Here is a 23,060-nt window from a genome sequence, read left to right on the forward strand (position 1 = left end):
AGTAGGAAATACGGATCAGGAAAAACCTTGAATAAGTTCCGAGTCTTACTATAAAACAAAAATATTAGCGTCAATGGAATTTTTCTCTCAACGCGAATTATCAACCTTCAGTACTCGTGCCAGTACCTCTTACGACAAAAACAAGGAGGAAGATAAGAAGCAGTTTACTACAGTTAGAACGCTCTATGATAAGCTTGGGTATCTGGCTGAACAAATTCAGGAGGCGGCCTTCCCGGAAGGAGCGATCAAAATCAGGCGCAACCCGCTCAACACAACAGGGACCATTTTCATGCCGTACCTCTGGGCACAGGTTTATCCAACGAAGGAACTGGCAGAGCAGAAAGCACTCGCATTTACGGTGAGTATTGACGCAAAACGCTACGTTGATATTAAAATAGACACTGTCGGTTTGAAAGATGACGATCCGATCCGAAAGCAGTATCTGAAATGGCGCGGGGATATTTTTAACTCTGATATCGTCAAGCTTTTTAGCTTTGAAGATGTATTAACACTCGATTGGGAGCAGCTCATCAGTCAGATGGCAAAAGCAGCAAAGGGTATGCTCAAGGACTATCATCAATTCAACAAGACAGTAGACCGAAAGGAAGAAAACAGGGACAGTTTTATTCAGGAGGAGTTTGCGCTCAACCAAATCCTTTACGGCCCACCCGGTACGGGAAAAACCTACCGCACTAAGAACATCGCAGTCCAAATTCTCAATGGCACTCCTGACCACAGTCGTGAAGAGATTAAAAGGCAGTATGATGATCTTTACAAACAGGGCCGTATCCGCTTCATGACTTTCCATCAGGGAACAACCTATGAGGACTTCATTGAGGGCATCAAACCAGTATTGTCTGCTGATCAGGAAGAGGAAGATAGTACTGTTAACTATGTTATTGAAGATGGAGTATTCAAGCGGATGTGCGTAGAGGCATCACAAGAGTATGTGAAGCTGCAATCTCAGGAGCAATCTTCGGTCAAGACACTGACGTTCTCCCAACTGTACGATGGGCTCGTTAGCCAATTTGAAGAACGGCTGGAACATGAGGAAACGATTGCCATTCCTCAAAAGTCCGGCAGTCCGATAAATGTGGTAGGGACGAGCTCCAAAGGCAACCTGCTACTGAAGCATGAAGATGGGCAGCGTGAATATACCGCTTCCAAAAGCAGGCTGGAGAAGTTATTCAACGCTATCGATGACTTTGACAACTTACCGAATATTTACTCCTTTTTCCGCGAAGTCATTGGCGGCAGTAATGCAAGCGCCAATTGGGCAGTCCTTAATCAGATCTACAAGCTTAAGAACGATTATTCCCAAGATAAGAAGACGGCGCCTCAGAAGTCTATCAGCTATTCTGACAAGCTACGGGCATTTGAGCGTATAGATTGGTCTAAGGTTAATCCTGATCAGGATGTTCCCAAATACCTTTTGATCATAGATGAAATAAACAGAGGTAATGTTGCCGCTGTCCTGGGCGAACTCATTACGCTTTTAGAAGCAGACAAGCGAGGCGGGGCAACGGAGAGCCTGGAAGTAACCCTGCCTTATTCAAAGTCCAATTTTGCTGTACCGCCCAACCTCTACCTCATCGGCACCATGAACACCGCCGACCGCAGTGTAGAAGCCCTCGACACCGCCCTGCGCCGCCGCTTCAGCTTTACGGAAGTAGGGCCTAAGCCGGAATTGCTGTCGCCCAAAGCCATGATCTTGAGCTTGCTGAATAGGGAGGCGTATGCCGATCTGGGATGGGAGGAGGAGCCTTATCACTCGCATGCACGGAAGTTGTATGATTTTCTGGGCGTGGCACCAGATGGTGTGGAGGAGCCACTAAGGGAAAGAGCTGAAGTGGGAGAAGGATATTGGGAAAAGTCTGATCTCGAACATTTATCACCTGATGATTTCACTGGTGTTAAGCTGAATCACTTGCTCGGGACCATCAACCTCCGCATTGCCCGACTCATCGACCGCGACCACATGATTGGCCACGCTTACTTTATGGGTATTGCTACTGCCCCTGATCCCTGGCAGGCGCTGAAGGAGGTCTTTCACCGGAATATTTTGCCCCTGCTGCAGGAGTATTTCTTTGGGGATTATGCCAAAATTGGGCTGGTACTGGGCAACGGTTTTGTAGGCGTCGAAGAAGCGCGGGAAGGAGACGTATTCGCCGACTTCCCCTATGAAGCCAGTGCCGACCTAGCCACCCAAACGCAGTATACGCTAAAGGATGTTTCCAGGATGTCTATTCCGGACTTCCAGGAGGCCGTGTGGGGCATTTTACCGAATTCCAATACAGGGGAGGATGGCTAAGCGTATTCATACCCTAACTGTCTTTGAGCATCAGCCGGTTCGTCAGGGTAGTGGTGCGGCTCAGCTTAGTGCAGCAGAACTACAGGCGTTGCAATTGCACCATGGGGAAAAGGGTGTCCCTTACTTCTCGCTCATCCATCGAGGTGTCAAATTCAATCAGTATGTCGGTGTGCTGCAGGTGGGCAAACGGCTTATAGAGGTGCTGCCCAAGGCGGATAAAGACGATGGGGAAGATCTTTGGCGCAACCGCCTGATCGACATGCTGCGGGCCACCAGCACCCTGCAGGTGGAAAATACCAGCTCCAGCCAGCTGAAGATTAAGCCCAATTCAGTGCTTGACCTCTACTTTGAGCTGCTGATCGCCGAAATGGAGCAACTGCTGCACCACGGGCTCGTCAAGCAGTACCGCCAAACTACCGGCAACCGTACCGCGCTCAAGGGCAGCCTGCAATTTGCGCAGCACCTCAACCACAATCTGGTGCACCGGGAGCGCTTCTACGTGCGCCACACCACCTACGACCGCAGGCACCTCCTGCATCAAATCCTGTACGAAGCCCTGCTGCTCCTGCAACGCCTCAACACCCATCCCCAGCTCCACCACCGCATCGGTCGGCTGCTGCTCGATTGGCCAGGGCAGGATCGGCTTCGGGTCTACCCTACTCTATTCGAGTGGCTGTCGTTCAACCGCAAAACAGCGCCCTACCGCTCTGCCATCCAAATTGCCAAAATGCTGCTCCTCAACTACCACCCGGATGTCAGCCGCGGGCAGGAGGACGTGCTGGCGCTCATGTTTGATATGAATCAGCTGTGGGAACGCTTCGTGTATGTGAGCCTGCGGAAGTACGCCCCTCAGGGCATGACCGTACACGCTCAAAACACAAAGACCTTCTGGACTCCGGATCAAGGCCAAAAACGGACTATGCGGCCGGATATTCTACTTAAGTCAGCCGGGCAAACCATTGTCCTCGACACCAAGTGGAAGCGCCCTAACGGTTACGGCCCTTCACCGGATGATTTGCGGCAGTTGTATGTGTATTTGAAATACTACGGGGCGGAGAAGGCGGCATTGGTATATCCTGGAGGCAACAAGACAGTCAATGGTCGGTTTGCACCGCTGCCCGGGGTGGGTTTGGAATCTTGGGGAGCAGGGAGTCTCTTGTTTTTGCCGGTGGGAAATGAAGTATGGAATTGGCAACAAGAAATCTCTGCTGTCGTTTTTAAATGGACAGCAAAACATCCGAATCCAACCAAATGAAAAAAGCAATTATCCTGTTAGGGCTGCTATCCTCAATCCTGAGCTTACACGGGCAGGCGCCCGAAGAGGAATACTCCTATTGGGGCCCTTTTGAAGAAGTCGTCAACCCGGTCGATGAATACCGATCCTTGATTCATGACATACGTGATTGGGATGATATCCGAACCATCACCGGAGCAGACTCGCTTGGGCCTACTGTGGCACGCTATTTCATCCTTGAAGATGAAATTAAATATATTGAATATTACCATACAGGTAAGCGCCGGTACTTTATTGACACCTATTACCCGAAAGGCAAGCAATTAGTTGCTGCCACGAGCCACGCTGATCACTATTCAGAAGATATTCCATGGCAAAAGCTACCCGATATTTGGGATTACCCCAGCTACGGAATCAGCAAAGATTTGATTGCCGAAAGCTTTTTTACAATCACTTACTATTCCAATGGCGAAGCCATCCATCAACTGGCGAATGGGGACTGTGCGGGTGTACTGATGGACGAATACCTGGATGAGGTGGAGGCATTTGAGATTGCGGAAATGAAGCGGTTGTTTGGCTTGTTTAAACGGTATTAAAAATGCACCACGTACCCGACAAAAAAGTGCGTAATCGAGAGGAAAGGTAAATTTGGTGGCGCTAACCGTGCCTACGTGAGCTTTATAGAGCGGTGCGACCAAAATATTGCAGTCTTGAATCTGGCGAAGCTGGCGGGCGCGCTGGGGGTGGGGGTGACGGAGTTGTTGGGGGAAGAGGGAGTAGGGTTGGCAGAATAGAAACTCTATTGTATATTGCCTCCTTGGTAATATAAGTATAGCCTATGCCCGGCAACATACCCGATGAGATATGGCTGTTTCGTATTGTGCACATCGACAACCTCCCTTTCCTGTTGGAGCGAGGAATGTTCGCAAGTACACATCCGGATAAAGACCCGGACTATGTCTTCATAGGGGACACAAAGCTCACTGAACAGCGCAGGCACTATCCAATTCCGCTGGAGGGGCGTGGCCATATTGGAGAGTATGTAGCTTTTTACTTCGGGCACCTTTCTCCGATGTTGTACAATATTCACACGGGTTATAGAGGTATTGTGCAACGCCCACAGAGCGATATTGTATATATTTGCTGCACATTGGGTACAATAGAAGCGGCTAATTGCAACTATCTTTTTACAGATGGTCATGCCAAACAGCGAATTACGCAGTTTTATAAGGACAAATCTGACCTGGAACAAGTAGACTGGGACATTGTCTATCAAAAATACTGGCGAAACGATGAAGAAGACCGCGACCGTATGCGCCGTAAGCAGGCAGAGTTGTTGGTCAAGGGACACGTACCTGTTAGCTGCATAGATCGGTTGGTTGTATTTGATGACGAATCGAAACACGCAGTCAGCCCAATACTTGAAAAACTGGGCTTAAATCTGGATATTTACGTTAACCCAAAAGGTAAATTCTACTACTGATCATGTTGCACTACACCACAGGAAACCTCCTCAATTCAGATGCTCAGGCACTGGTAAACACCGTCAACACCATGGGGGTGATGGGTAAGGGTATAGCATTGCAGTTCAAAGAAGCCTATCCCGAGAACTACCGGCAATACCGTGCAGCTTGCAAAAAGGGCGCTCTGAAGCCAGGTCAGTTGCTGATAGTAGAAGATCAGGACCTTATGGGGCCGCGTACCATTATTAACTTTCCCACCAAGACACAGTGGTGGCTGAAATCTAAATATGATTATATAAAAGACGGTCTGACCGCACTGGCAAAAGAGATAGCATTAAGGAATATCAAAAGTATTGCCATCCCACCCCTGGGCTGTGGGAACGGTGGATTGAAGTGGGAAAAAGTTAAGACAATGATAGAGCAGCAACTAGGTAAACTAAATGCTGAGGTGTATGTCTACGAACCTAATGAAGCCATCAAAAAGGTCTTACAAAAAGAAGATAAGCATAAAAAAGCCCACCTGACATCGGCAAGAGCTATGTTGCTCTCCGCCCTCTACCAGTACGAAGGGCTGGGAGAACATGCCAACCTGTTTGTTGCCAATAAACTAGCCTATTTCTTGCAGCGGATGGGAGAGCCGCTGAGATTGAAATTTGTCGCCCATCATTATGGTCCTTACTCCGTTCAGATACGCCATGTATTGTATGCTTTAAATGGCACCTACCTGAATGGGCTGGAACAAAAAGACGCCCGACCCTTTGAGCCACTCTTGCTCAGCTATGAGAAACAAGCAGAGGTGCAAGCCTATATTGATTCTAACCTTGATACTACTCAGAAAAAGCGGCTAGACAACTTGCTGGGCTTCATTCAGGGCTTTGAATCTGCTTTCTCTATGGAATTATTGGCCACAGTAGCTTTTATGATGGAAGAGAATCCTGGCCTGGATATTACAGATATAGAGAAACGCCTGAAGGACTGGTCAGAGCGAAAGGTAAAGATGTTCAAGCCGGCTTATCTCAAAGTCGCCTATCAACACCTCAAATCGTATGAGCAGCTGAGCCTGCCAAAAGCGTAGAAGCAGTATGTGCAAACGCACCCACAGGATGAATGATGGGTGTCCCGCTGCTGGACGGATTACATCCGTTGTTGGGCTAGTAAAGACATCAACCTGGTTTAGATTAAAAAAAAGCCAACCGGGCAGCACAATAGCTTTTTCGATCAAACGGATTTAAACATGACCACCCCAACCGACCTCATCGGCGACATCCACGGTCACGCCGGCCGACTGAAAGCCCTGCTCCGTAAGCTCGGCTATGAGCGCAAAGCTGGTGCTTACCGCCATCCCGACCGCAAAATCATCTTTGTTGGTGACTATATCGACCGCGGGCCGGACAGCCCGGAGGTGGTGGATATCGTCCGGGCGATGGTGGATGCGGGGAGTGCGGTAGCTTTGTGCGGTAACCACGAGTTTAATGCAATCTGCTACAATACGTCAAAGGAAGGAGGCGGATACCTGCGGCCGCATACGGCCAAGAATACGCATCAGCATGCCGCTACGCTGGAGCAGTACCGCGACAAACCGGGCGACTATGACTCGGCTATTGCGTGGTTCAGAACACTACCGCTATTCCTGGAAACGGAAGATTTACGTGCTGTACATGCCTGCTGGGATGAAGCGGTGATCAGGAAGCTGCACAAGACACTGGGCGGAGCAGTCCTTCCGGAAAGCTTACTGCCCGAAGCGGCAGAAAAGGGCACCGATTTGTACTATTGGGTGGAAGTGACCTGCAAAGGCAGGGAAGCCGACCTGCCGGAGGGCTATAGCTTCCACGACAAAGACGGGCACGAGCGGCGGGAAATACGCATCAAGTGGTGGCAAGATCCGGAGGGGCAGTCCTTTCAGGATATGAGCGTCATCCCGGGACTGGGGCTCGACCACCTGCCTTTTCGGGATACTGAGGCCACCCACCACCCTACCGGAAGCCGCCCGGTATTCTTCGGTCACTACTGGCTGAAAGGCACGCCTGAGCTTTTGACGCCCAATGCCTGCTGCCTCGACTATAGCGTGGCGAAGGGCGGGGTGCTCACTGCTTACCGGTTTGATGGGGAGCGGGAGCTGAATGAGGGGAAATTGGTTTGGGTGTAGAGGCAGTGGTGGTGCCTGCACCCCTCATAAGCTCTACAACCGCCGAAACTTAAAAGTATACAAGCCATGACGGGTACGGGCCTCAATATGTAGCTTATTGTTGCTAATATGATTCACGCAGGTGAAGTAGGCAAAAGACTCCTAGTGGTCTGTCAAGTGTTAATTTATGGGTTGAGTGGGAGCGAATTTTGAGGCTAATCAACCTGTCCGTGTCTCGTCGCCTTTTGGCTTTGACTACCGGAAACCGTACTTAGGTACTAAGGTAGGCGGGGTGGATAGCCTGTCCCGCAACATCTGCGGGATTCCCGCGCATAGCAGCGCTATGTTAGGGGTTACCCAACCCTGCCTGGCTGGACACAGTCAGGCAGGGAAGAGTAGCCTCAAAAGTCGCCGCCGGCAACCCTTAGTTTTAGCCTTGACAGGCCACTAGTTACATTTAATCGAGAGTATCCCACCAAAGTGGTGTTTTCAACCGGAAGACAGGAGTGTTATTGCCTACGTTTGCTCCATTTCGTACCTCCTCGTTACCTTCCACTATCATAGCGCGGATCCACTCGCCTTCGTTGAAGAGCGGATTCAGGTTTGTCGGCCTGTTAAGAGAAGGGCCATAGATTTCCTGGCTGTAATCCATTCGTCGCATGTCTACCCATGTTTCCGGGTTGAAGACCTGCGCGATATACTTTTGCCGCATGATATGGCTAAGTCCGGAGGTGAGGTCATCGAAGTGCTGTTGCACACCATTGTCAACCAAGGTATTCCAGTAAGCAGTTATGTCATCACCTGCTACGCCCAACTTGCGCATATTTGCACTCACTCCTTCCTGATAAGCGGCAAGTGCTCCGCCGCTATCTCCTGAACGAAGCCGTGCTTCCGCTTCTATAAATTTGACTTCTGCATAGGTGATAAAAGGGAATGGAGAAGTGGGCCGGCTATAAAAACCTCCGGTGACTCTTCCATAGTTATCCCCATTGACTTCTATGCCTCCAGGAACTCCCTGGCCCGGTATCAGGCCTCTGAATTCCCCGTCTGATGGAGCAGGATTCATGATGATCCCAATTCGGGGGTCTAATAAGCTATCGTTGGTGACGGGTGCTGTTTTCATGAGGTCCACAAAAAACTGAGTAAAGGAGAAATAGCGCGGTGCAGTTGCGCTGGTGAAACCACCATATCCTTTATCACTCCAAGGGTTAGCCTCAGTGGCTGTACCGTTATCCAAATAGGGGAATTCCGCATCCATGCCATCCGAATTAAAAGCATTGCTACACGCTTCGATGACTGCCTGAGGATCGTATATGCTTTTTTTGCTCAAGTGATTCAGGTAGCGGGCTTTCAGAGCATAAGCAAAGCGCCGCCAATTATCGATATCCCCTTGATACATGATGTCACCATTGTCCAGATTTAGCCCTTTAGCATTTTCTGTCTCGTTAAAAAGTGCTATTGCTTCATCAAGTTTTTCGATGACTTGGGCATACACTTCTTCCTGAGAATCGAATGCAGGGGTCAAGCGGGCTGTAGTAACGCCATCATAGGCTTCGCTGACTGGGATCGCACCGAGTTGGTCCGTTAGCATTCCAAAAACCAGTGCTTCTAATGTACGACCAGCTCCTGCATAATGAGGCGCTCCCTCAGCTTTGCCCATCACGACCATATCGACACAGTTGGGGATAGCCCAGGTATAAGAGTTTTGCCAGAAAAAATAGCTAGAGGTAAAGCGCCAGGTTTCTGGTGAGCTAGTTTCATTGCCAGAAGCGGTATATAGGCATACTGCGGAAACCTCTCGGGCCCCTCTCCACATCGCTGCTCCGTTGGTCATTGTTATAGCGCCGATCAAACGGCTCTCCAGCGGGATTTCCTGCGGATTGTTAGGATCAGCATTGATGTCAAGAAACTCTTGACATGAACTCAGTAAGAGGCCGATTGTCGTAAGAACAATTATATATAAATACTTCATTTCAAAGTAATTTAGTTGAATTAATCATTGATTAAAAGCTCAATCTGAGACCAAAGTCCGCACCTCTGGTCGAAGGGGTGCCCAGGTTGTCCATCCCCATAGAGCCTGTGCCAAGGACGCCTGCCCCCCCTGAGCTTACTTCAGGGTCTACGCCCGAATAATCCGTGATGAGGATGAGGTTTCGACCGGTAGCGTACACTTCCAGACCCTTAATATTAATTCGATCCAAAAATGATTTTGGTATGCGATAGGATAAGGTGGCATACCTGAGGCGGTACCAACTGCCGTCTTCTACAAACAGCTGGCCGTTGCCGCGCAGGATAGTCTGGTAGTAGTTTTGGTCCAATACGACTTGCTGGGTATTAGGTTCACCCGTTGATTCGATAATGCCCTCAAATGTGGTGACCGATCCGCGTTCGAGCGTTTTAGTGCTCAAACCATTGCGGACCAGAGCGTTTTCAGTGGCGTTGTAGATATCCCCTCCTATTCGGAAATCCCATAGGAAGGAGAAATTGAAATTCCCAATCTGAAGAGAGTTGGTCAAACCAGCAATGAAATCAGGGTTCCTGTCCCCAATTATTTCTTTAATGGAGCTCACCTGAGGATAGCCCATATCGTCAAGCAATAATTGTCCCTCTTCATTGCGCTTCCATACATCACCGTTGATGCCAAATAGAGACTCTCCCAGGAAACCGGCTCCCTGAGCGACAAAGCCATCTACTGAGGCATCAGACTGCTCTACCCGGTCTAACGTACCTGGAAGCTCCACAACTGTGGAAGTATTCCGGGAGAAGTTGAGGTCTACATTCCATGTGAAGTTGCTCCTTTTTATCGGTGTGGCATTTATCATAAGCTCAATGCCTTCGTTATCTATTCTTCCACCATTGAGATAGGAGATGAAAGAACTGGCTGAAGGAGGTACACGAGTGAAAAGGATTTGATCGTCCGAGCTCATATTGTAGTATGTGAAGTCAACGCCGATCTTTCCTCTGAACAGGCGGATATCCACACCCGTTTCGAATGCGTTGGTGAACTCCGGGCGCAGTGCCGGTGCACCGAAAGCATAGACATTAGCAATAAAACCACGAGGGCCTGCTGTAAAAGAGTTGGTGGTATTAAAGTAAGTATTGCCGAGCACGTGTGGGGGGGCATCTTTACCTACCCGGGTCCATGAAGCACGCAGCTTTGCGTAAGGGATGAAGTCGCTTTCACCATTGACCGCTCCTATCTCATTGAGCAGGTCTGTCAACACAACGCCCCCACTAAAAGAGGGGTAAAAGAAGGAACGATTGGCTACCGGCAATGTAGAAGACCAGTCGTTACGTGCCCGGATATTCAGGAATACTATGGACTTCCAGTCCGCATTGAAATCAGCAAAGGCACCAACGATTCTGCGGCGGGAGCCTCCTGCTGAGATCACCCTTTCGTTTTGGAGAACATTATTGATGCTGGCGAAGGTTGGCACGATGAAGTTGCGGCCGTACCAGTTGGCAGAAGTGTTTCGGGCTGACTCAAGGTTGTGGCCCAAAGCGAGGCTCGTGTTAATATTCCCCCCAAACGATTTCTTGCCTGTAACAACAAGGGTAGAAGTTGTAATCTGATTGAAACGGTCGACTTCTGTGATCGCGCCTTTTTCTTCTCCTCCAATTACGGTGCCTGCACTTCGTATGGAGGTAAACTGCTCATTGTAAAAGTCAGTGCCTGCACGATAGGTTATGTTGAGAAAGGAGAAAGGGTCATAACTTAGGTTGACTGTTGAAATGACACGGTTTACATTGCTGCTTGTCGGATTATTGTATACACTCCAATATGGGTTGTCTACAAAAGAAGCATCATTGTCAACACCTAGCAGTGTACGCTGCCTCCCATCTGCAGTGAGATAATTGCGGGCGTCATCATTGAGCGGCCAGTTGTACAATCCTCTGATCGTACCGCCGCCGCCGCCACCTGTCGCACCAATGATGTTAGTCTCTGCTATGCCAGATCCACCAAGGGTTGACTGGTTTTGAGAATTGATATAGTTGACGGAACCACCTGCACTAAGGTTTTTAGCGATTTTGCTGTCTGCAGACAACCTGAAAGAAGTCCTGTCAAAACTGGTATTCGGTACTATGCCGTTCTGGTCTAAGCGGCTAGCGGAAAGGTAGAAAGTACTACGTTCGCTACCGCCAGAAGCTGAAATATCGTGGCGCTGTGAAACCGCAGGCTGAAAGAAATTGCCAAGGTTATCATATACCGTTTCGTTGGCACCGAACGCAGGGCCCCATGAACTCCGCGCATCGGGGTTGAAGTTGCCATCGATACCTTGCTTATAGGCCGTTTGGAATTCAGGAACCTTATTGACTACATCATAGGAGAAGGCATTACTGTAGTTGATACGGAAAGTTCCTGCCTGTCCTTTTTTAGTAGTAATAATAATGGCTCCCTCTGAAGCACGAAGACCGTATAATACGGCTGCAGCAGGCCCCTTCAGTACAGTCAAAGATGCTATGTCTTCCGGGTTAATATCTATTCCCCGGTTGCTGTTGTTCGTATTTTGAGCGCTAAGCCCTATCCCTCCGCCCACAGGAGAGCTATTGTCAATGGGGATGCCATCTACTACGAAGAGAGGCTGGTTGTTACCGCTCAGTGAAGTTCCTCCCCGGATCATAATGACAGAAGAAGCACCAGGTGCCCCACTCGAGTTATTGATCATCACTCCCGCAATTTTCCCCTGCAGGCTGTTAACGATATTGGGCTGCTGAGATTCTACAATAGATTCAGATTGCAGGGTCTGTACTGCATAAGTAAGCGCTTTCTTTTCCTTTCGGATACCCAGAGCAGTCACAACCACTTCTTCAAGGTTCTCGCCATCTGAGGCCAGAGCAATATCCAAAACGGACTCAGCCCCTACTATTTGGTCTACACTGGAATACCCTATGTAGGAAAATCGCAAGGTAGAACCTGATTCGGCAGTGATAGCATATCGACCATCGAGGTCTGTAACCGTACCATTACCGTTGCCTATATTTTCTATAGTAGCTCCAATGAGCGGCGCTCCGGTTTCCAAATCTGTTACTGTTCCAGTGATACGGTTTTGTCCAAGGACAGTTGACACACAAAAAAACAGTAGTACCGGCAATATCCATTGCCTGAAATTCAAATGTTCTTTCATTTCGTTTTGATTGTTTGAATAAAAATATTTACACCTCTCCTCCGGGGGAAGAGCAAGCATTGTGACCATTAACAAAAGCCAGGCTGCCTAACAAACAGCCCCTTTAGGAGGGTTTCTAACAGAGGATAGCGCACACACGTGTTTTCTCACTTCGATAATAATTTAACCGTTAGATTATTACCGCGTTGCTCTTACAAGTATAGGATATTTCGACAATAAATACAACTGCGCCAAACCAGTCCCTTAAAACACAAATCCTTCATTAACAGTGTTTTATACAAAGCTGTTAATTAGCTGTTCTGCTGTTGTAGACAAACTGTATATTCTTTTGGCTGTTTTTTTTACTCTGCCCTCCTCTTTTTGTAAAAAATTTTCTTCTACAAAATCGCTTTTTGTTATTCGTTCCTTCTGCATTAGCTTTCCCAATAATGATAAGATACGCTGCATCGGCAGCCTAAATCCGCTCCCTATGACACTGACTTTGCCAGGCCTCTGAACGCCCTGTGTTTTAATACCTGGATCATTGACTAAAAGCAAATGAACAGCCCGCAGCCTCACTTTAGCACTAATTGTGCGTACTCGAAATCATAGAGATTGTAGGGCTGCTATTGCTCCTGCCTTAATCTAAAAAACAAGTTCATTATTTCCTGTGAAAGCCTCCTCTTATCATTGATTTGGAACTGCCTTGCTAAACGGGATTTAGCTTTTTCCACTCCACCGGGCGTTACGAATAACATATCGCTAATTTCCTGATTACTAAAGCCCAAGGCTATAAGTACTACATACTGCAACTGCCGCTTGGATGTATCTGGATATTCCTGAAGGATACGGTCAATAAAGCCAGGGTAATTCTGGTTAAAATCCAAGAGAAAGTTTTCCCAAACAGGCTGTTCGTTAAAGGCCATTTCTACTTTTCGGGTAAGCATAGCTGAATTGCGCCGATAGCGCTCACAAGCATCCAGGACTTTAGCTTTCAGCTGACTGGACTGTACAGATTGAGTGAGCAGACGTTGTTTTTGACGGGCTAGTTCTTCCTGCTTGGACTTGTTCAGGGTTTCAAGTTGTTGTCTTCTGGCCTCAAGAGCTTCTTTTTTGTACTGCATTTTTTGGCGATAGAAGTAAAAAAGGAAGGATATAAGTAGCAAAACAGCTCCCAGCCCCAGCGCGAGGGCATTGGTGTAGTTTGCCCGTTTTCGCAACCACGCCTTTTCTTTTTCCTTTTGATCCAGCATTTGCTGATATTCGGCAACGCGATAGCTAGTAGTCGCATCAGCCAGAATCCGAAGGTTAGTTCTTCTAGCCAGACTATCGCTTATAACTTTGCTTTTGGTTAAGTTTTCGAGTGCTTTCTTGTAAGAACCCAGTTTCTGAAATACTTCTGACCGAAGCGCATACAGATCAAGAGCATCTTCTGTGTAGAAATCAATACAGTTTAACCCTTCGCTCAGTAAGAATAAGGCTTGTGCCGGTTCCGTATTATATTCCAGCAAAAGTCGGCTATTCCAAATAGCCCATTCCGGATCACATTTCAACTCGTCCTCTTCATAATAGGTGCGGTATTTTTCCAGATAGTCTATAAACTTCTTCCAGTTTTTTTGCTCATGCGCATGGGAAATGCTTTCGGTGAGCAGGTAATGCTGGTTAAAATCATGCTCTATCGCAACATTCCAGGCTGTATCGAGGTGAGATAAAAAGTTTTTTTCACTTCCTGTTTGGCGATAAACTTGTGCAATATTAAAATGAGCCAGATAGCTAAGGTAGGGATATTCATACAGGCGTGCGGTATCCAAAAGGCTATGAAACGCCTGAATAGCTTGTGGGAAATCTTCCTGCTTTTTATGAATAATTCCAATGTTAAGAAGGGTAACGTGCCTGCTTCTTCTTCCATAAGGCGTATCTGCATATTGCCCATACTCCAAAGCTTGCCTGAAATACTGCATCGCTGTTTCGTAGTAATCTGTTTTTAAATAGGCTACTCCCAGATTCGACAATAGCGAAAGTGCATTTGCCGGGTGCTTTCCCGGATTTAGAACACTTAAGGATTGTTCATAATAATTAATCGACTTATCAAACTCTCCCTTCATCAAATGAATGTTCGCCAGCAGGCCAAGGTCTATTGCCAGATAGAAGGAATCAGAAAGTATGGAGTCACACTTTAATGCTAAACGGGTGTAGTGAAAGGCAGAGTCATAAGCGCTCCTTCTCAGAAAATGATTGGCCCGATGATTATAATAGTATTGTGCATGCAGCGAAAAGGGTGCAGGTACTACATATTGCTTATTGTAATGTGCAGCGAGGCAGTCCACGTCCGGGCTGCCTTCCGCATCCATCTGTACGATATGGGAAATCAACCGTCCTGCGGAAAAATCAGGAGGTAAAGCATTTATAACTTGCGGACATTCTGCCATCAGGGAGAGAGATAAGCAAACCAGAGTTGCAGCAATAATTATTTTACTCATTCTTATTCAAACCGGAGCCCCTTCCGGGGCAGATTATAGAATATTTATGGCGTGCTGCTCTGTTGTGTTTGCTTCTTAGAAGCTAAAATACAAGTATTTGCTGATTTTAAAAAGCCTGCAAAGAACACGTTATAAAAAAATGATAATCAGCGTATTAAACAAATATGTCTGGTTTGTTTCTTCTTACTTTTTCAGTGGATCGCATCAAAACCTAACTCAACTCAGCGCATATTGGAAGTGCCGGAGCAGAAATGACAAAAGACTTCTGAGTGTATAATCCTACCCACTTCAGTGGCGGCACATTTCGCTGATGGCCTATTTTTTTCTAATCATCCAACATATGAAAAGACTAATAAAAGGGTTTAGCGTCCTGTTGATTATCGTTGGGGCATACCCTTTAACTGCGCAGGAGGAAACGACCTCTCCCCTTGAGCAATTACTCATTTGGGAAAACACTCAGGAAGAAAGCCTCCTGTCTGTACTTGGCGAGACTTACAGGCCTGTTATCGAAAGTTGGGAAGCCTGCCTTTCCACAGGTGCTTGCAGCGATCTCCCCGTAGATAAGATACAAGATATGCTCCGTGCCACTATAGAGCAACAGCTGTATGATAGTACTCGGATGTCAGAGCAGTACCGGGACATCAGAGAATGGATCTCGCTCGATACACTGCAAACTATGATTTCTCCTCCCCTATCAGACTCTGTACCGCTGAGATTAACCAGAGTAATGGAATTGCCTGACGAGCCGAGGATGCCCGCTCGCCAGCAATTAAATTCACCCAAGCCGTTTTGGCTGCAAGTGACCGACGAGCTGCTGATTAACGCAATTGAGGAAGAAGCCATAGAATCTGCTGTTGGAATAATAAAAACAGAGTTGCAGCAGCTGCAGGAAACTGACACTCTTGTTCATATCTTATTCCCAAATGTGAGTCGGCAAATACTCAACTACTCAACAGGTATGCCGGCATCAGTAGCTCTACAGCATTTCAAGGCGGCTCTTGCAGTCGATTATCAGCAACTTGACGCTCGTTTTCCTTATGCCTTGCAACAGACAGGCCGGCTTAGTAGTCAAAGTACTCGGATCATTGAGGAAGGGGAGTATTGGTTAGACCGTTACTGGCAAGGGCATATTGATCCTCCGGTTTTTCCTGGAGATAACGATGAGACCTCTTTTCCGGTCAATAGCTGGCTTTCATTTCTGAATGAGGCTTTCGAAGTAAGTGCCAATCAGCCCCTCCATCCTATCACAATCAAACGGTTGCAGGAGAGTGGCAGAGTAGCCCGGCTTTGCCATTGGTGGGCAGGGCTATATGCCCCCGGGCTTTCCGCACCTTCTGAGATAATGGATAATCTCCCGGATAACTATGTTCAGGGTATGATTAGTTACCATAGATTCGTTAGAAATACCCGGCGGGCAAATTGGAATATACGGCGACCTGAACTACTCCAGGATTTCATCCAAACTTTTCTTGATCTAAGAGGGTGCTTTTTGTCCGTTGAGGATGCTCTTGACGCTGAGCAAATTCTGTCTGCGATTGCCAACCTCAGATACCATAACAAATCGAAGTCAGCTCAGCATAAAGCACTGATGAATATTGCAGAAGAATTAGCTCTTTACAATCATCCGCTTTTGCTTCTACTAGGGAATCTTGCAGTCCAGGATGATTTGGATAGCTTCCAGAAGGTCCTGAAGGAAATCTACCTCCCACATGCCAGTTTTTCCAGCCTTAGAAAGAACAAGCGGACCTACCTTCTGATGGGATATGCAGGCTTGCATTCCGGGATGGAAACAAGCCTTCACCCGGACCGCAACATGAGAGGCCTCCATACAGCGATGGGTATCTGCGCTGGCCCGGCTCTAAGTATGGGTACAGGGAAGTATGCCCATACATTCTTACTACAGATCATTGACCTTGGAGCCCCGTTTTCTTTTCTGATCAAGGATGCGGAAGATATCCGAAGTGGACAGTTTCCCGAAAAGATCAACCTGGAAGCCTTTGTCTCGCCGGGTGCAGGATATTTTCTTGGATTAAAGAACAGCCCGCTTAGCCTGGGGCTTAGTGCCGCTATGGTCAACAACGGCAGGACCGACCCTGGAGGGCAGGAAACTGATATCCTTCGGTTTAATCTGGGTTTGTATCTCGATTTCCCAATATATACGCTGGGACAAGTTCGTCATTCATTCACTCATTTAAAATAACAAATATGCTTTTAAAGAAAACGTTGCTTGTGCTCCTCAGTTTTTGGATACTGACGGTCCATAGTGTGGCACAGACCAGCCAACAAGCTGTATCGTTCACTAACCAGGGTACCGAGAAAATCTGGGTCTACGCTTACCATGAAGGGTGTTTTGAAAGCGCCATCCCTGCGCTTTGTTATAATGACGGTCTTGATGCGGGGCAAGAGGTGAGCTATACGCCACCTGATATTATTCGTAACTGGGATACGTTCAAAGAGGTATTCCAGTTTGTTGGAGATGCACTGATGATTGTTGCCGGGCTTGTAGTCACCGTGGTTACAGCCGGGGCTGGAGCAGAAGTGGAAGCGGGTGCCATCGCAGAAGTAGTAGCTACAACAGGCGCAGAAGCTGGTCTTGATGCCGTTGACGCCGCCGAAGCTATTGAAACTGCAGCAGAAACTACCGAAATGTCTATCGAAACCACCTCGGAAGTCGCTACCGAATTCCCGGAAGTCTTCAGCGCGGCAGAAGATAGTGGTGATGCGGCAGCAGATATGGGCAGCGAAGCTCTTACACAAATGGAAGGGCAGACGGAAGACTTAGCAGATGATGCAGCCGATGGCGCTGATCAGGCAGCGGATGATGATTCCGGAACAGATAGCGGTGATGGCAGCGATCCTGATGGCGATGAAGATACAGACAGTGGTGATGATAGTTCTGATAACCAGGACGATAGTAGTGACGACCAGGATGAGGATGGAGATAATTCTAATGACGAAGACGAAGATGAGGACGAAGATGATTGCAACTCCAATTCTTCAAGTGCTACGAAAAACTTAACCACCGCAAAAAAAGCCATTGCTAAAGCTAAAAGCCTTTATAAGAATATCAAGGCTAAAATCCCTGACCCTATGAAGGAAACCTTCAAAGAACTTCGCAGCCAGTACCAGTTCATTAAAGGTCCGGCAGAACAGCTCTATGCAAAGGTTCTTTCTCCTGACGACGACGACCATCCTATTGATTACGAGTCAGAGGATCCGCCCACTGACGACATGGCTTGCGAGCTAAAGGCCCTGAATAAAATAGCTAAGGACGTAAAGAAGTTAGAGAAAAAAGGATTTAAGCTTATCAAGGATTTAGAAAAGGAAGACCGGCAAAAGGTTAGCCACCTCTATTCTTTGGTACATATGGGGCTTGGTCTGCCAGTTCCAATTCAAACCTGGAGCAAAAACCGGGAATGGTCCTATGTAGTCGAAAGCGAAGGCTACCTTTATACTGCTAAAGCAGGACATATTTCTTTAGACGGCAATACATTTGAGCTGGTCTGGACACCTCCCGGAGACAGCACGAACAATCACGATGTTTACTGGGCAAAATACTCAGGCCCAAGCTACCCTGCAGGTACTTTTTTCAAAGGGAACACTAAGCCTATTCCACAGCTACAGGCACTTCAAGAGAGCTATACAGTAGACAACGACAACCTAATCACGGTAACTAAAACCCCGAGGACAGACAAAAATATTCAGTTTGGGTTTAAAACCAATACCAATGTTACCTGGTGGAAAGGAGTACAAATTCACTACCTTAGCTCAGATGGTACTGAAAAATCTTTGATGATGGAGCTGCAGGGAGACAACCATGAAGAGTGGTGGGCAGTAACGCCACTTTCTGATGTTAATCCAATGAGTCCTTTTATTTTGACTTTTTGGAAAGCTAAAGCATTTGGAGTCCATACAGTAGTCGGGCAGGACCTCTTTACTGTCGAAGGGCTGGTCAATCAAGATGGGAACGGTACAACAGTACAGTTTTTCTGGGAAAATGACATCTAGTGGTCTGTCAAGGCTAAAACTAGGGGTTGCCTGCGGCGACTTTTGAGGCTACTCTTCGTTGGACAACCCCTTACGTAGCGCTGCTATGCGCGGGAACATCCGCCTCGATTAGTCTCAAAATTCGCTCCCACTCAACCCATAAATTAACACTTGACAGACCACTAGTGGATTGAGCCGTAAATATTTGACAGTTAAAGATCAGGCACTACAGAAGGCTTAAGCGTGAAAATACTATCAACCAATTCGGTTTAGTCGCACTAGTGGCTTGTCAAAACTAAAGCTCTCGAAAAACTAAATATGATTTTGTGAGACATCCGGATGAAACTGACAGGGGACTAACCCGCGGTTTTGTCCGGATGTCCAGCTTAAGCCAATCCGTAAAGGCTTCAATCCTTCATACTCCGCAAGATGGAATCAATTGGGCGTCAATTTTGATGTAGGAGTTCATCCAAAAACCGGTTCACCAGTATTAGCAGCCCAGATACATTGATGTTTCAACAACCACTCAGGTGGGAATGGCTTACCCTACTGCCTGCAACCTTAGAAAGATTGCCCGGCTTTCGATATGTACACAGGTTTCCCTGAAACTCCCTAATCTATAATTCCCATCTGCTTAGTTGCACGGAGCTTTGCTTCTACGCTGCAAAATAACATAGCAATTACCAACTTCGGGGCTTCAAAATAAGTTTGCAGAATCTGTAAACAAATAAGCTCCACACCAAATACCGGTGCGGGGCGCTTTGAATTAGCACAAAACTGTTACGTAATCAGTCAGGAGCAAAAGCGGGGCGTAAAAGCACCTTACGCCCCGCATGCTATTGCTCGTAGTAAAACATCTTGCAATCGCTATTCCACGATGACCATCCGCTTCGTCGCACTGTGCGTACCGGTGCTGACCGTGTACTGCACTACGCCGGTCGCCGCCAGCTCAGAAGACTTGACCGTGATGTGGTTGTAGCCCTTAGAGCCGTCCTGGCGGTACAGTTTCAGTACCTTGCCGGTTACGTCGCTGATGGTGATCGTCACCTGTGCTGCCTCTGGCAGGTTGAAGCCGATCACAGTCTCGCCCTTGAATGGGTTCGGCTGGTTCTGGTACAGCTCGAAGCCTGCGCCCGCTACAGTACCGGTGCTGAACTCGATCGCTACGTCCTGGAAGCTGCCGTCTTTGCCGTAAGCTTCTGCCTTCGTAACTGCTGAGCTTACGCCCAGTACTTCGCTCAGCATCACGTCGCTGTTTGCGCGCAATACCAGTGTGAACAGCTCTGCATCAGATGCTTCGCCGTTCCAGCTTGTCGTGATCATGCCTTCGCCCAGGTAAGCCAGGCCGAAGTTGTCTTCGGTAGCTACACCGCTTACGATGTCTACCAGCTCTACGCCCTTGTTCAGCGTCAGCGTCGCCTGGTAGCCCTCGATGCGTGCCAGCTCAGCAGCTGTGAAGCTTACGCGGTACTCATTGCCCGCCTTCAGCTCCTGCTCGTCTGTCTGCAGTGCAAAGGTGCCTTCGTAGCTGCGCTCGTCAACTACTGCAAAGCTGTTTGCTGCCGCATCACCGTTCACATCACCAATCTTCACGGCTACGAAGTCCGCATCCATGATGCTTGTCGCAGGCAGGTCGTTGATGTTGATCACTTCAGGGAACTGCTCTGCCCATGGGTTAGATGGGTCTGGGAAGACGTAAGCTTCCTCTACAAAGCGCCAGCTCGTGTTGTTAGCGAACTCTGTATCGATAGACAGGATCAGCTTGCGCAGCTGGATCAGGTCCAGAGTAGTGATAGAGCCAGAGTTGTTAACGTCCGCTGCGATACGCTGGTATGGCGTGCTCAGCGGGCCAACGCCCAGGATGTGCTTGCTGATCAGTACCAGGTCGAACGTAGACACACCGTTGAGGTAGTCGCCGTCGCGCTGTGGCGTGATCGTGTAGTCAAGGCCTGCTGTCAGGTTCGTGAATACGTAAGCGCCGTCGTTCTCTGTTGTCATCTCATCAGATGCCTGGCCGGAAAGGCTGACCTGTACATCTTCTACCGGCTCGTTGTCCTCGGTATTGACCGCACCGGCTGCCATTGGTGCTGCTGCACCGCATACGCCCATGTTGTCCTGTACCAGGATGTAAGTCTCGCAGAAGTCGCTGTTGCCAGCTGCGTCGTACGCCCAGATCTCGATCACCAGCGTGCCTTCGTCGTCGCAAGTCAGCACAAGGCCGGCCTGGTCAGGGTCGTTAGGCTCGCCTGCACGGTTGATAGAGTACTTGATCGGCTCAGAGCAGTCAGTGATCGGAGAAGCGATGAAGTCGCTCGCCCAGATCTCAGCCATGCCTGCACCCGGGTCCGGTAGGTTGTCGCCGTCCTCGTCTACTGGCATCAGCTCGATCGCAATGCCGTTCAGGCAGAATGGCGCTGGCGCCTTGCAGTCGATGATGTCGAATGGCAGGATCGCAAGGTCTGAGTTGCCACAGCCGTCCAGTACGTGCACTTCGAACGCGTGGCTGCCGATTGGCAGGTCGTTCACTGTGATCGTGTAGTCTGGGTAAGAACCAGATACCACGCCTGTCAGCTCCACAAGGTCGCCGCTCAGGAATGGGTCAAGGAACACCTTGATCGTCAGGCCGTCTGGCGTACAGTCCTCATCGATGCTGAACGGATAAGTCACGTTCGCATCACAGTTCACGTTGTCCAGTGAGCAGAATGCGTCTGCCTGCGTGAAGCTGATCTCAGGAGCGGTGTCGTCGTATACCTTGATGATCTGAGTGTACTGGTAGTAGCCAGTCTCGTCATACTCGAAGCTGTAGTAGTCGTTCGATACGCCACAGAAGTTGATGCCTGGTACGTTGTTGTCAGGTGTCTCGTCTGTGTCCTGGTCGAAGTAGATCTTGCCGTTCGGGCGTGCAAGCAGCCAGAAGCCGTTGCCGTTGTTCGCAATACGGTCGCCATCGCCTGGAACACCGTTGCAGTCCTCGTCGCGGCCCACGATGTAAGGGTCGCTCTCGCCGTCGTACTGGCACCAGTTGATCACCTTCCACGTACGGAAGATCTTGTAGCACTCGTCGCCGGATGCAGAGAACTGCTCGTCGTTGCTTGTCACTGCAAGCAGGTCGCAGCCAAGCTCGTTGTACTCAACGGTGTCTGGCGTTGGCGTGCCACAGTTCGCCTCAGCGTCCTCTGGGAAGTAGATCTCGTAGTTGTGCACCTCATTGATCGTGATCACCTGCACACAGCTGTTCGTGCTGCTCAGGCCGTTCACGTCAGTGACGCGGAAGATACGAGTGATGGAGCCGTAGCCGCACTCCAGGTCAGCGTTCGATGCTACCTGCTGTACAGATGCTACGCCGCAGTTGTCTGCGCCCGTCGCCATGCCGAACAGGTCTTCCAGCTGGCCTGCGTCAGATGCGTCGAAGCCGTATGGCAGGTCGTCGCAATCCACAACTACGTTGTCTGGCGCGTCACAGAATGGGTTGATCTTGTCCTCTGGCGTAACGCTCAGCCAGCAGGAGTTCTGGTTGCCGTACTGGTCGGTTACAACCAGTGTGATATCAGATGTAACGCCTACGTCACAGCAGAAGAAGTCGACGAAATCGCCGGTTACGCTGTTCTGCGTGCCGCAAGTGTAAGTGATCGGGTTGAAGTTGTTGCGGAAGATCGCGATAGATACATCACCGCAGTTGTCCCATGAGCCTTCGTCCACGTCAGATGCGAACACCCGTGCAAGCGCTGGCTGGCCTGGCACGATGTTGCCGCCGCCGATGCTTACGTTCAGCTGGTCGTCGCATACTGCCACTGGCTCGATCTGGTCGATCACTGAGAATGGGCAGTAAAGCTCTGTCTCATTGCCGCAGTCGTCTTCTGCCACATAGCGGAAGAAGTGGTCGCCGAATGGGATAGAGGATACGAAACGGTTCGCGCCAGGCTGGATTGTGCGCACCACTACGGTGTCGATCACAAACTGTCCGGTTGGCAGGCCGTACTGGTTGATCACCTCTTCCTCTGTTGTCGTCACGATCTCAGTGTATACCGTTACGTTAGAGCAGTTGTCGCTCACGCTTGGCATTGGCACCTCAAAGGAAGCGCCGCAAGAGAATGGGCTCGTTGAGTAAGCGATTGGCGTGCCCGCTGGGCAAGACACCTCTGGCGCTGTGTAGTCGCCTACTTTGATCAGCTGGTTCACCAGCAGGCTGCTGCCTGGGTCGCACCAGTCAAAGATGGTCCACTCACGGCGGAACTTGAAGCGGCCTTCGCACTCGTCTACTGTTGGCAGGTCTTCGTAAGAAGCGCCGATGTTGCAGTAATTCGGAGCAATGTCAAAGATGCCGAACGCTGTGAAGATGAACGGATAGCCCGTCA

General features: G+C 48.9%; 13 protein-coding genes. 9 read left to right on the forward strand and 4 right to left on the reverse strand.

What is annotated here, in order from left to right; translation table 11 throughout:
- The first annotated feature begins 73 nt into the window (after nt 1-73).
- From IX84_RS25735 to IX84_RS25760, 7 genes are all read left to right on the forward strand, one after another.
- The gene (locus IX84_RS25735) at nt 74-2,311 is read left to right on the forward strand and encodes an McrB family protein (protein ID WP_044227818.1); all 2,238 of its coding nucleotides are present in this window, start codon (nt 74-76) and stop codon (nt 2,309-2,311) included.
- Nucleotides 2,304-3,566, forward strand: coding sequence for an McrC family protein (locus IX84_RS25740; RefSeq protein ID WP_044227822.1), 1,263 nt, complete (start codon nt 2,304-2,306; stop codon nt 3,564-3,566). The genes IX84_RS25735 and IX84_RS25740 overlap by 8 nt, the downstream gene beginning before the upstream one ends.
- On the forward strand, nt 3,563-4,141 hold the full coding sequence (locus tag IX84_RS25745; protein ID WP_044227825.1) for a hypothetical protein: 579 nt from the start codon (nt 3,563-3,565) through the stop codon (nt 4,139-4,141). Before IX84_RS25740 ends, IX84_RS25745 begins: the two co-directional genes overlap by 4 nt.
- A gap of 75 nt (nt 4,142-4,216) precedes the next feature.
- The gene (locus IX84_RS34380; protein WP_262501667.1) at nt 4,217-4,339 is read left to right on the forward strand and encodes a hypothetical protein; all 123 of its coding nucleotides are present in this window, start codon (nt 4,217-4,219) and stop codon (nt 4,337-4,339) included.
- A 44-nt stretch (nt 4,340-4,383) separates the two neighbouring features.
- A complete protein-coding gene (gene darT / locus IX84_RS25750; RefSeq protein ID WP_044227828.1) occupies nt 4,384-5,028 on the forward strand; it encodes a type II toxin-antitoxin system toxin DNA ADP-ribosyl transferase DarT in 645 nt (214 codons plus the stop codon).
- Between the two features lie 2 nt (nt 5,029-5,030).
- Entirely contained in the window at nt 5,031-6,083 is a 1,053-nt protein-coding gene (gene darG / locus IX84_RS25755; RefSeq protein ID WP_044227831.1) for a type II toxin-antitoxin system antitoxin DNA ADP-ribosyl glycohydrolase DarG, read from the forward strand.
- A gap of 159 nt (nt 6,084-6,242) precedes the next feature.
- Nucleotides 6,243-7,154: a metallophosphoesterase gene (locus IX84_RS25760; RefSeq protein WP_044227834.1), complete on the forward strand. Its 912-nt coding sequence runs from the start codon at nt 6,243-6,245 to the stop codon at nt 7,152-7,154.
- Between the two features lie 436 nt (nt 7,155-7,590).
- On the opposite strand, the gene IX84_RS25765 is transcribed toward IX84_RS25760, so the two are convergent.
- The 3 genes from IX84_RS25765 to IX84_RS25780 all read right to left on the reverse strand — a co-directional run bounded on the left by IX84_RS25765 (nt 7,591) and on the right by IX84_RS25780 (nt 14,718).
- Nucleotides 7,591-9,105 (reverse strand): SusD/RagB family nutrient-binding outer membrane lipoprotein, encoded by a 1,515-nt coding sequence (locus tag IX84_RS25765; protein WP_044227837.1) that lies wholly within the window; start codon nt 9,103-9,105, stop codon nt 7,591-7,593.
- A 31-nt stretch (nt 9,106-9,136) separates the two neighbouring features.
- Nucleotides 9,137-12,259 carry a SusC/RagA family TonB-linked outer membrane protein gene (locus IX84_RS25770; protein ID WP_044227840.1) on the reverse strand — a complete coding sequence of 1,041 codons (3,123 nt, stop codon included), beginning with the start codon at nt 12,257-12,259 and terminating at the stop codon, nt 9,137-9,139.
- Nucleotides 12,260-12,864: 605 nt separating this feature from the next.
- Nucleotides 12,865-14,718, reverse strand: a complete 1,854-nt coding sequence (locus tag IX84_RS25780) for a tetratricopeptide repeat protein (protein WP_081968946.1) — start codon at nt 14,716-14,718, stop codon at nt 12,865-12,867.
- 340 nt (nt 14,719-15,058) lie between these two features.
- On the opposite strand from IX84_RS25780, the gene IX84_RS25785 reads away from it, so the two are divergent.
- On the forward strand, nt 15,059-16,918 hold the full coding sequence (locus tag IX84_RS25785) for a hypothetical protein (protein ID WP_044227849.1): 1,860 nt from the start codon (nt 15,059-15,061) through the stop codon (nt 16,916-16,918).
- 5 nt (nt 16,919-16,923) lie between these two features.
- Complete coding sequence (locus IX84_RS25790) at nt 16,924-18,726, forward strand: hypothetical protein (RefSeq protein ID WP_044227852.1); 1,803 nt, start codon at nt 16,924-16,926, stop codon at nt 18,724-18,726.
- 846 nt (nt 18,727-19,572) lie between these two features.
- Here the strand turns inward: IX84_RS25790 and IX84_RS25795 are convergent.
- On the reverse strand, nt 19,573-23,060 hold a 3,488-nt coding region (locus tag IX84_RS25795; protein ID WP_044227854.1), incomplete at its 5' end, for a T9SS type A sorting domain-containing protein.

The organism is Phaeodactylibacter xiamenensis (assembly GCF_000759025.1).
Taxonomy (GTDB): domain Bacteria; phylum Bacteroidota; class Bacteroidia; order Chitinophagales; family Saprospiraceae; genus Phaeodactylibacter; species Phaeodactylibacter xiamenensis.

Coding starts and splice junctions, on each gene's coding strand:
- IX84_RS25745 (WP_044227825.1), top strand. CDS start 3,563: ATGAAAAAAGCAATTATCCTGTTAGGGCTGCTATCCTCAATCCTGAGC.
- IX84_RS25740 (WP_044227822.1), top strand. CDS start 2,304: ATGGCTAAGCGTATTCATACCCTAACTGTCTTTGAGCATCAGCCGGTT.
- IX84_RS25790 (WP_044227852.1), top strand. CDS start 16,924: ATGCTTTTAAAGAAAACGTTGCTTGTGCTCCTCAGTTTTTGGATACTG.
- IX84_RS25780 (WP_081968946.1), bottom strand. CDS start 14,718: ATGAGTAAAATAATTATTGCTGCAACTCTGGTTTGCTTATCTCTCTCC.
- IX84_RS25770 (WP_044227840.1), bottom strand. CDS start 12,259: ATGAAAGAACATTTGAATTTCAGGCAATGGATATTGCCGGTACTACTG.
- darG (WP_044227831.1), top strand. CDS start 5,031: ATGTTGCACTACACCACAGGAAACCTCCTCAATTCAGATGCTCAGGCA.
- IX84_RS25735 (WP_044227818.1), top strand. CDS start 74: ATGGAATTTTTCTCTCAACGCGAATTATCAACCTTCAGTACTCGTGCC.
- IX84_RS25760 (WP_044227834.1), top strand. CDS start 6,243: ATGACCACCCCAACCGACCTCATCGGCGACATCCACGGTCACGCCGGC.
- IX84_RS25765 (WP_044227837.1), bottom strand. CDS start 9,105: ATGAAGTATTTATATATAATTGTTCTTACGACAATCGGCCTCTTACTG.
- IX84_RS25785 (WP_044227849.1), top strand. CDS start 15,059: ATGAAAAGACTAATAAAAGGGTTTAGCGTCCTGTTGATTATCGTTGGG.
- darT (WP_044227828.1), top strand. CDS start 4,384: ATGCCCGGCAACATACCCGATGAGATATGGCTGTTTCGTATTGTGCAC.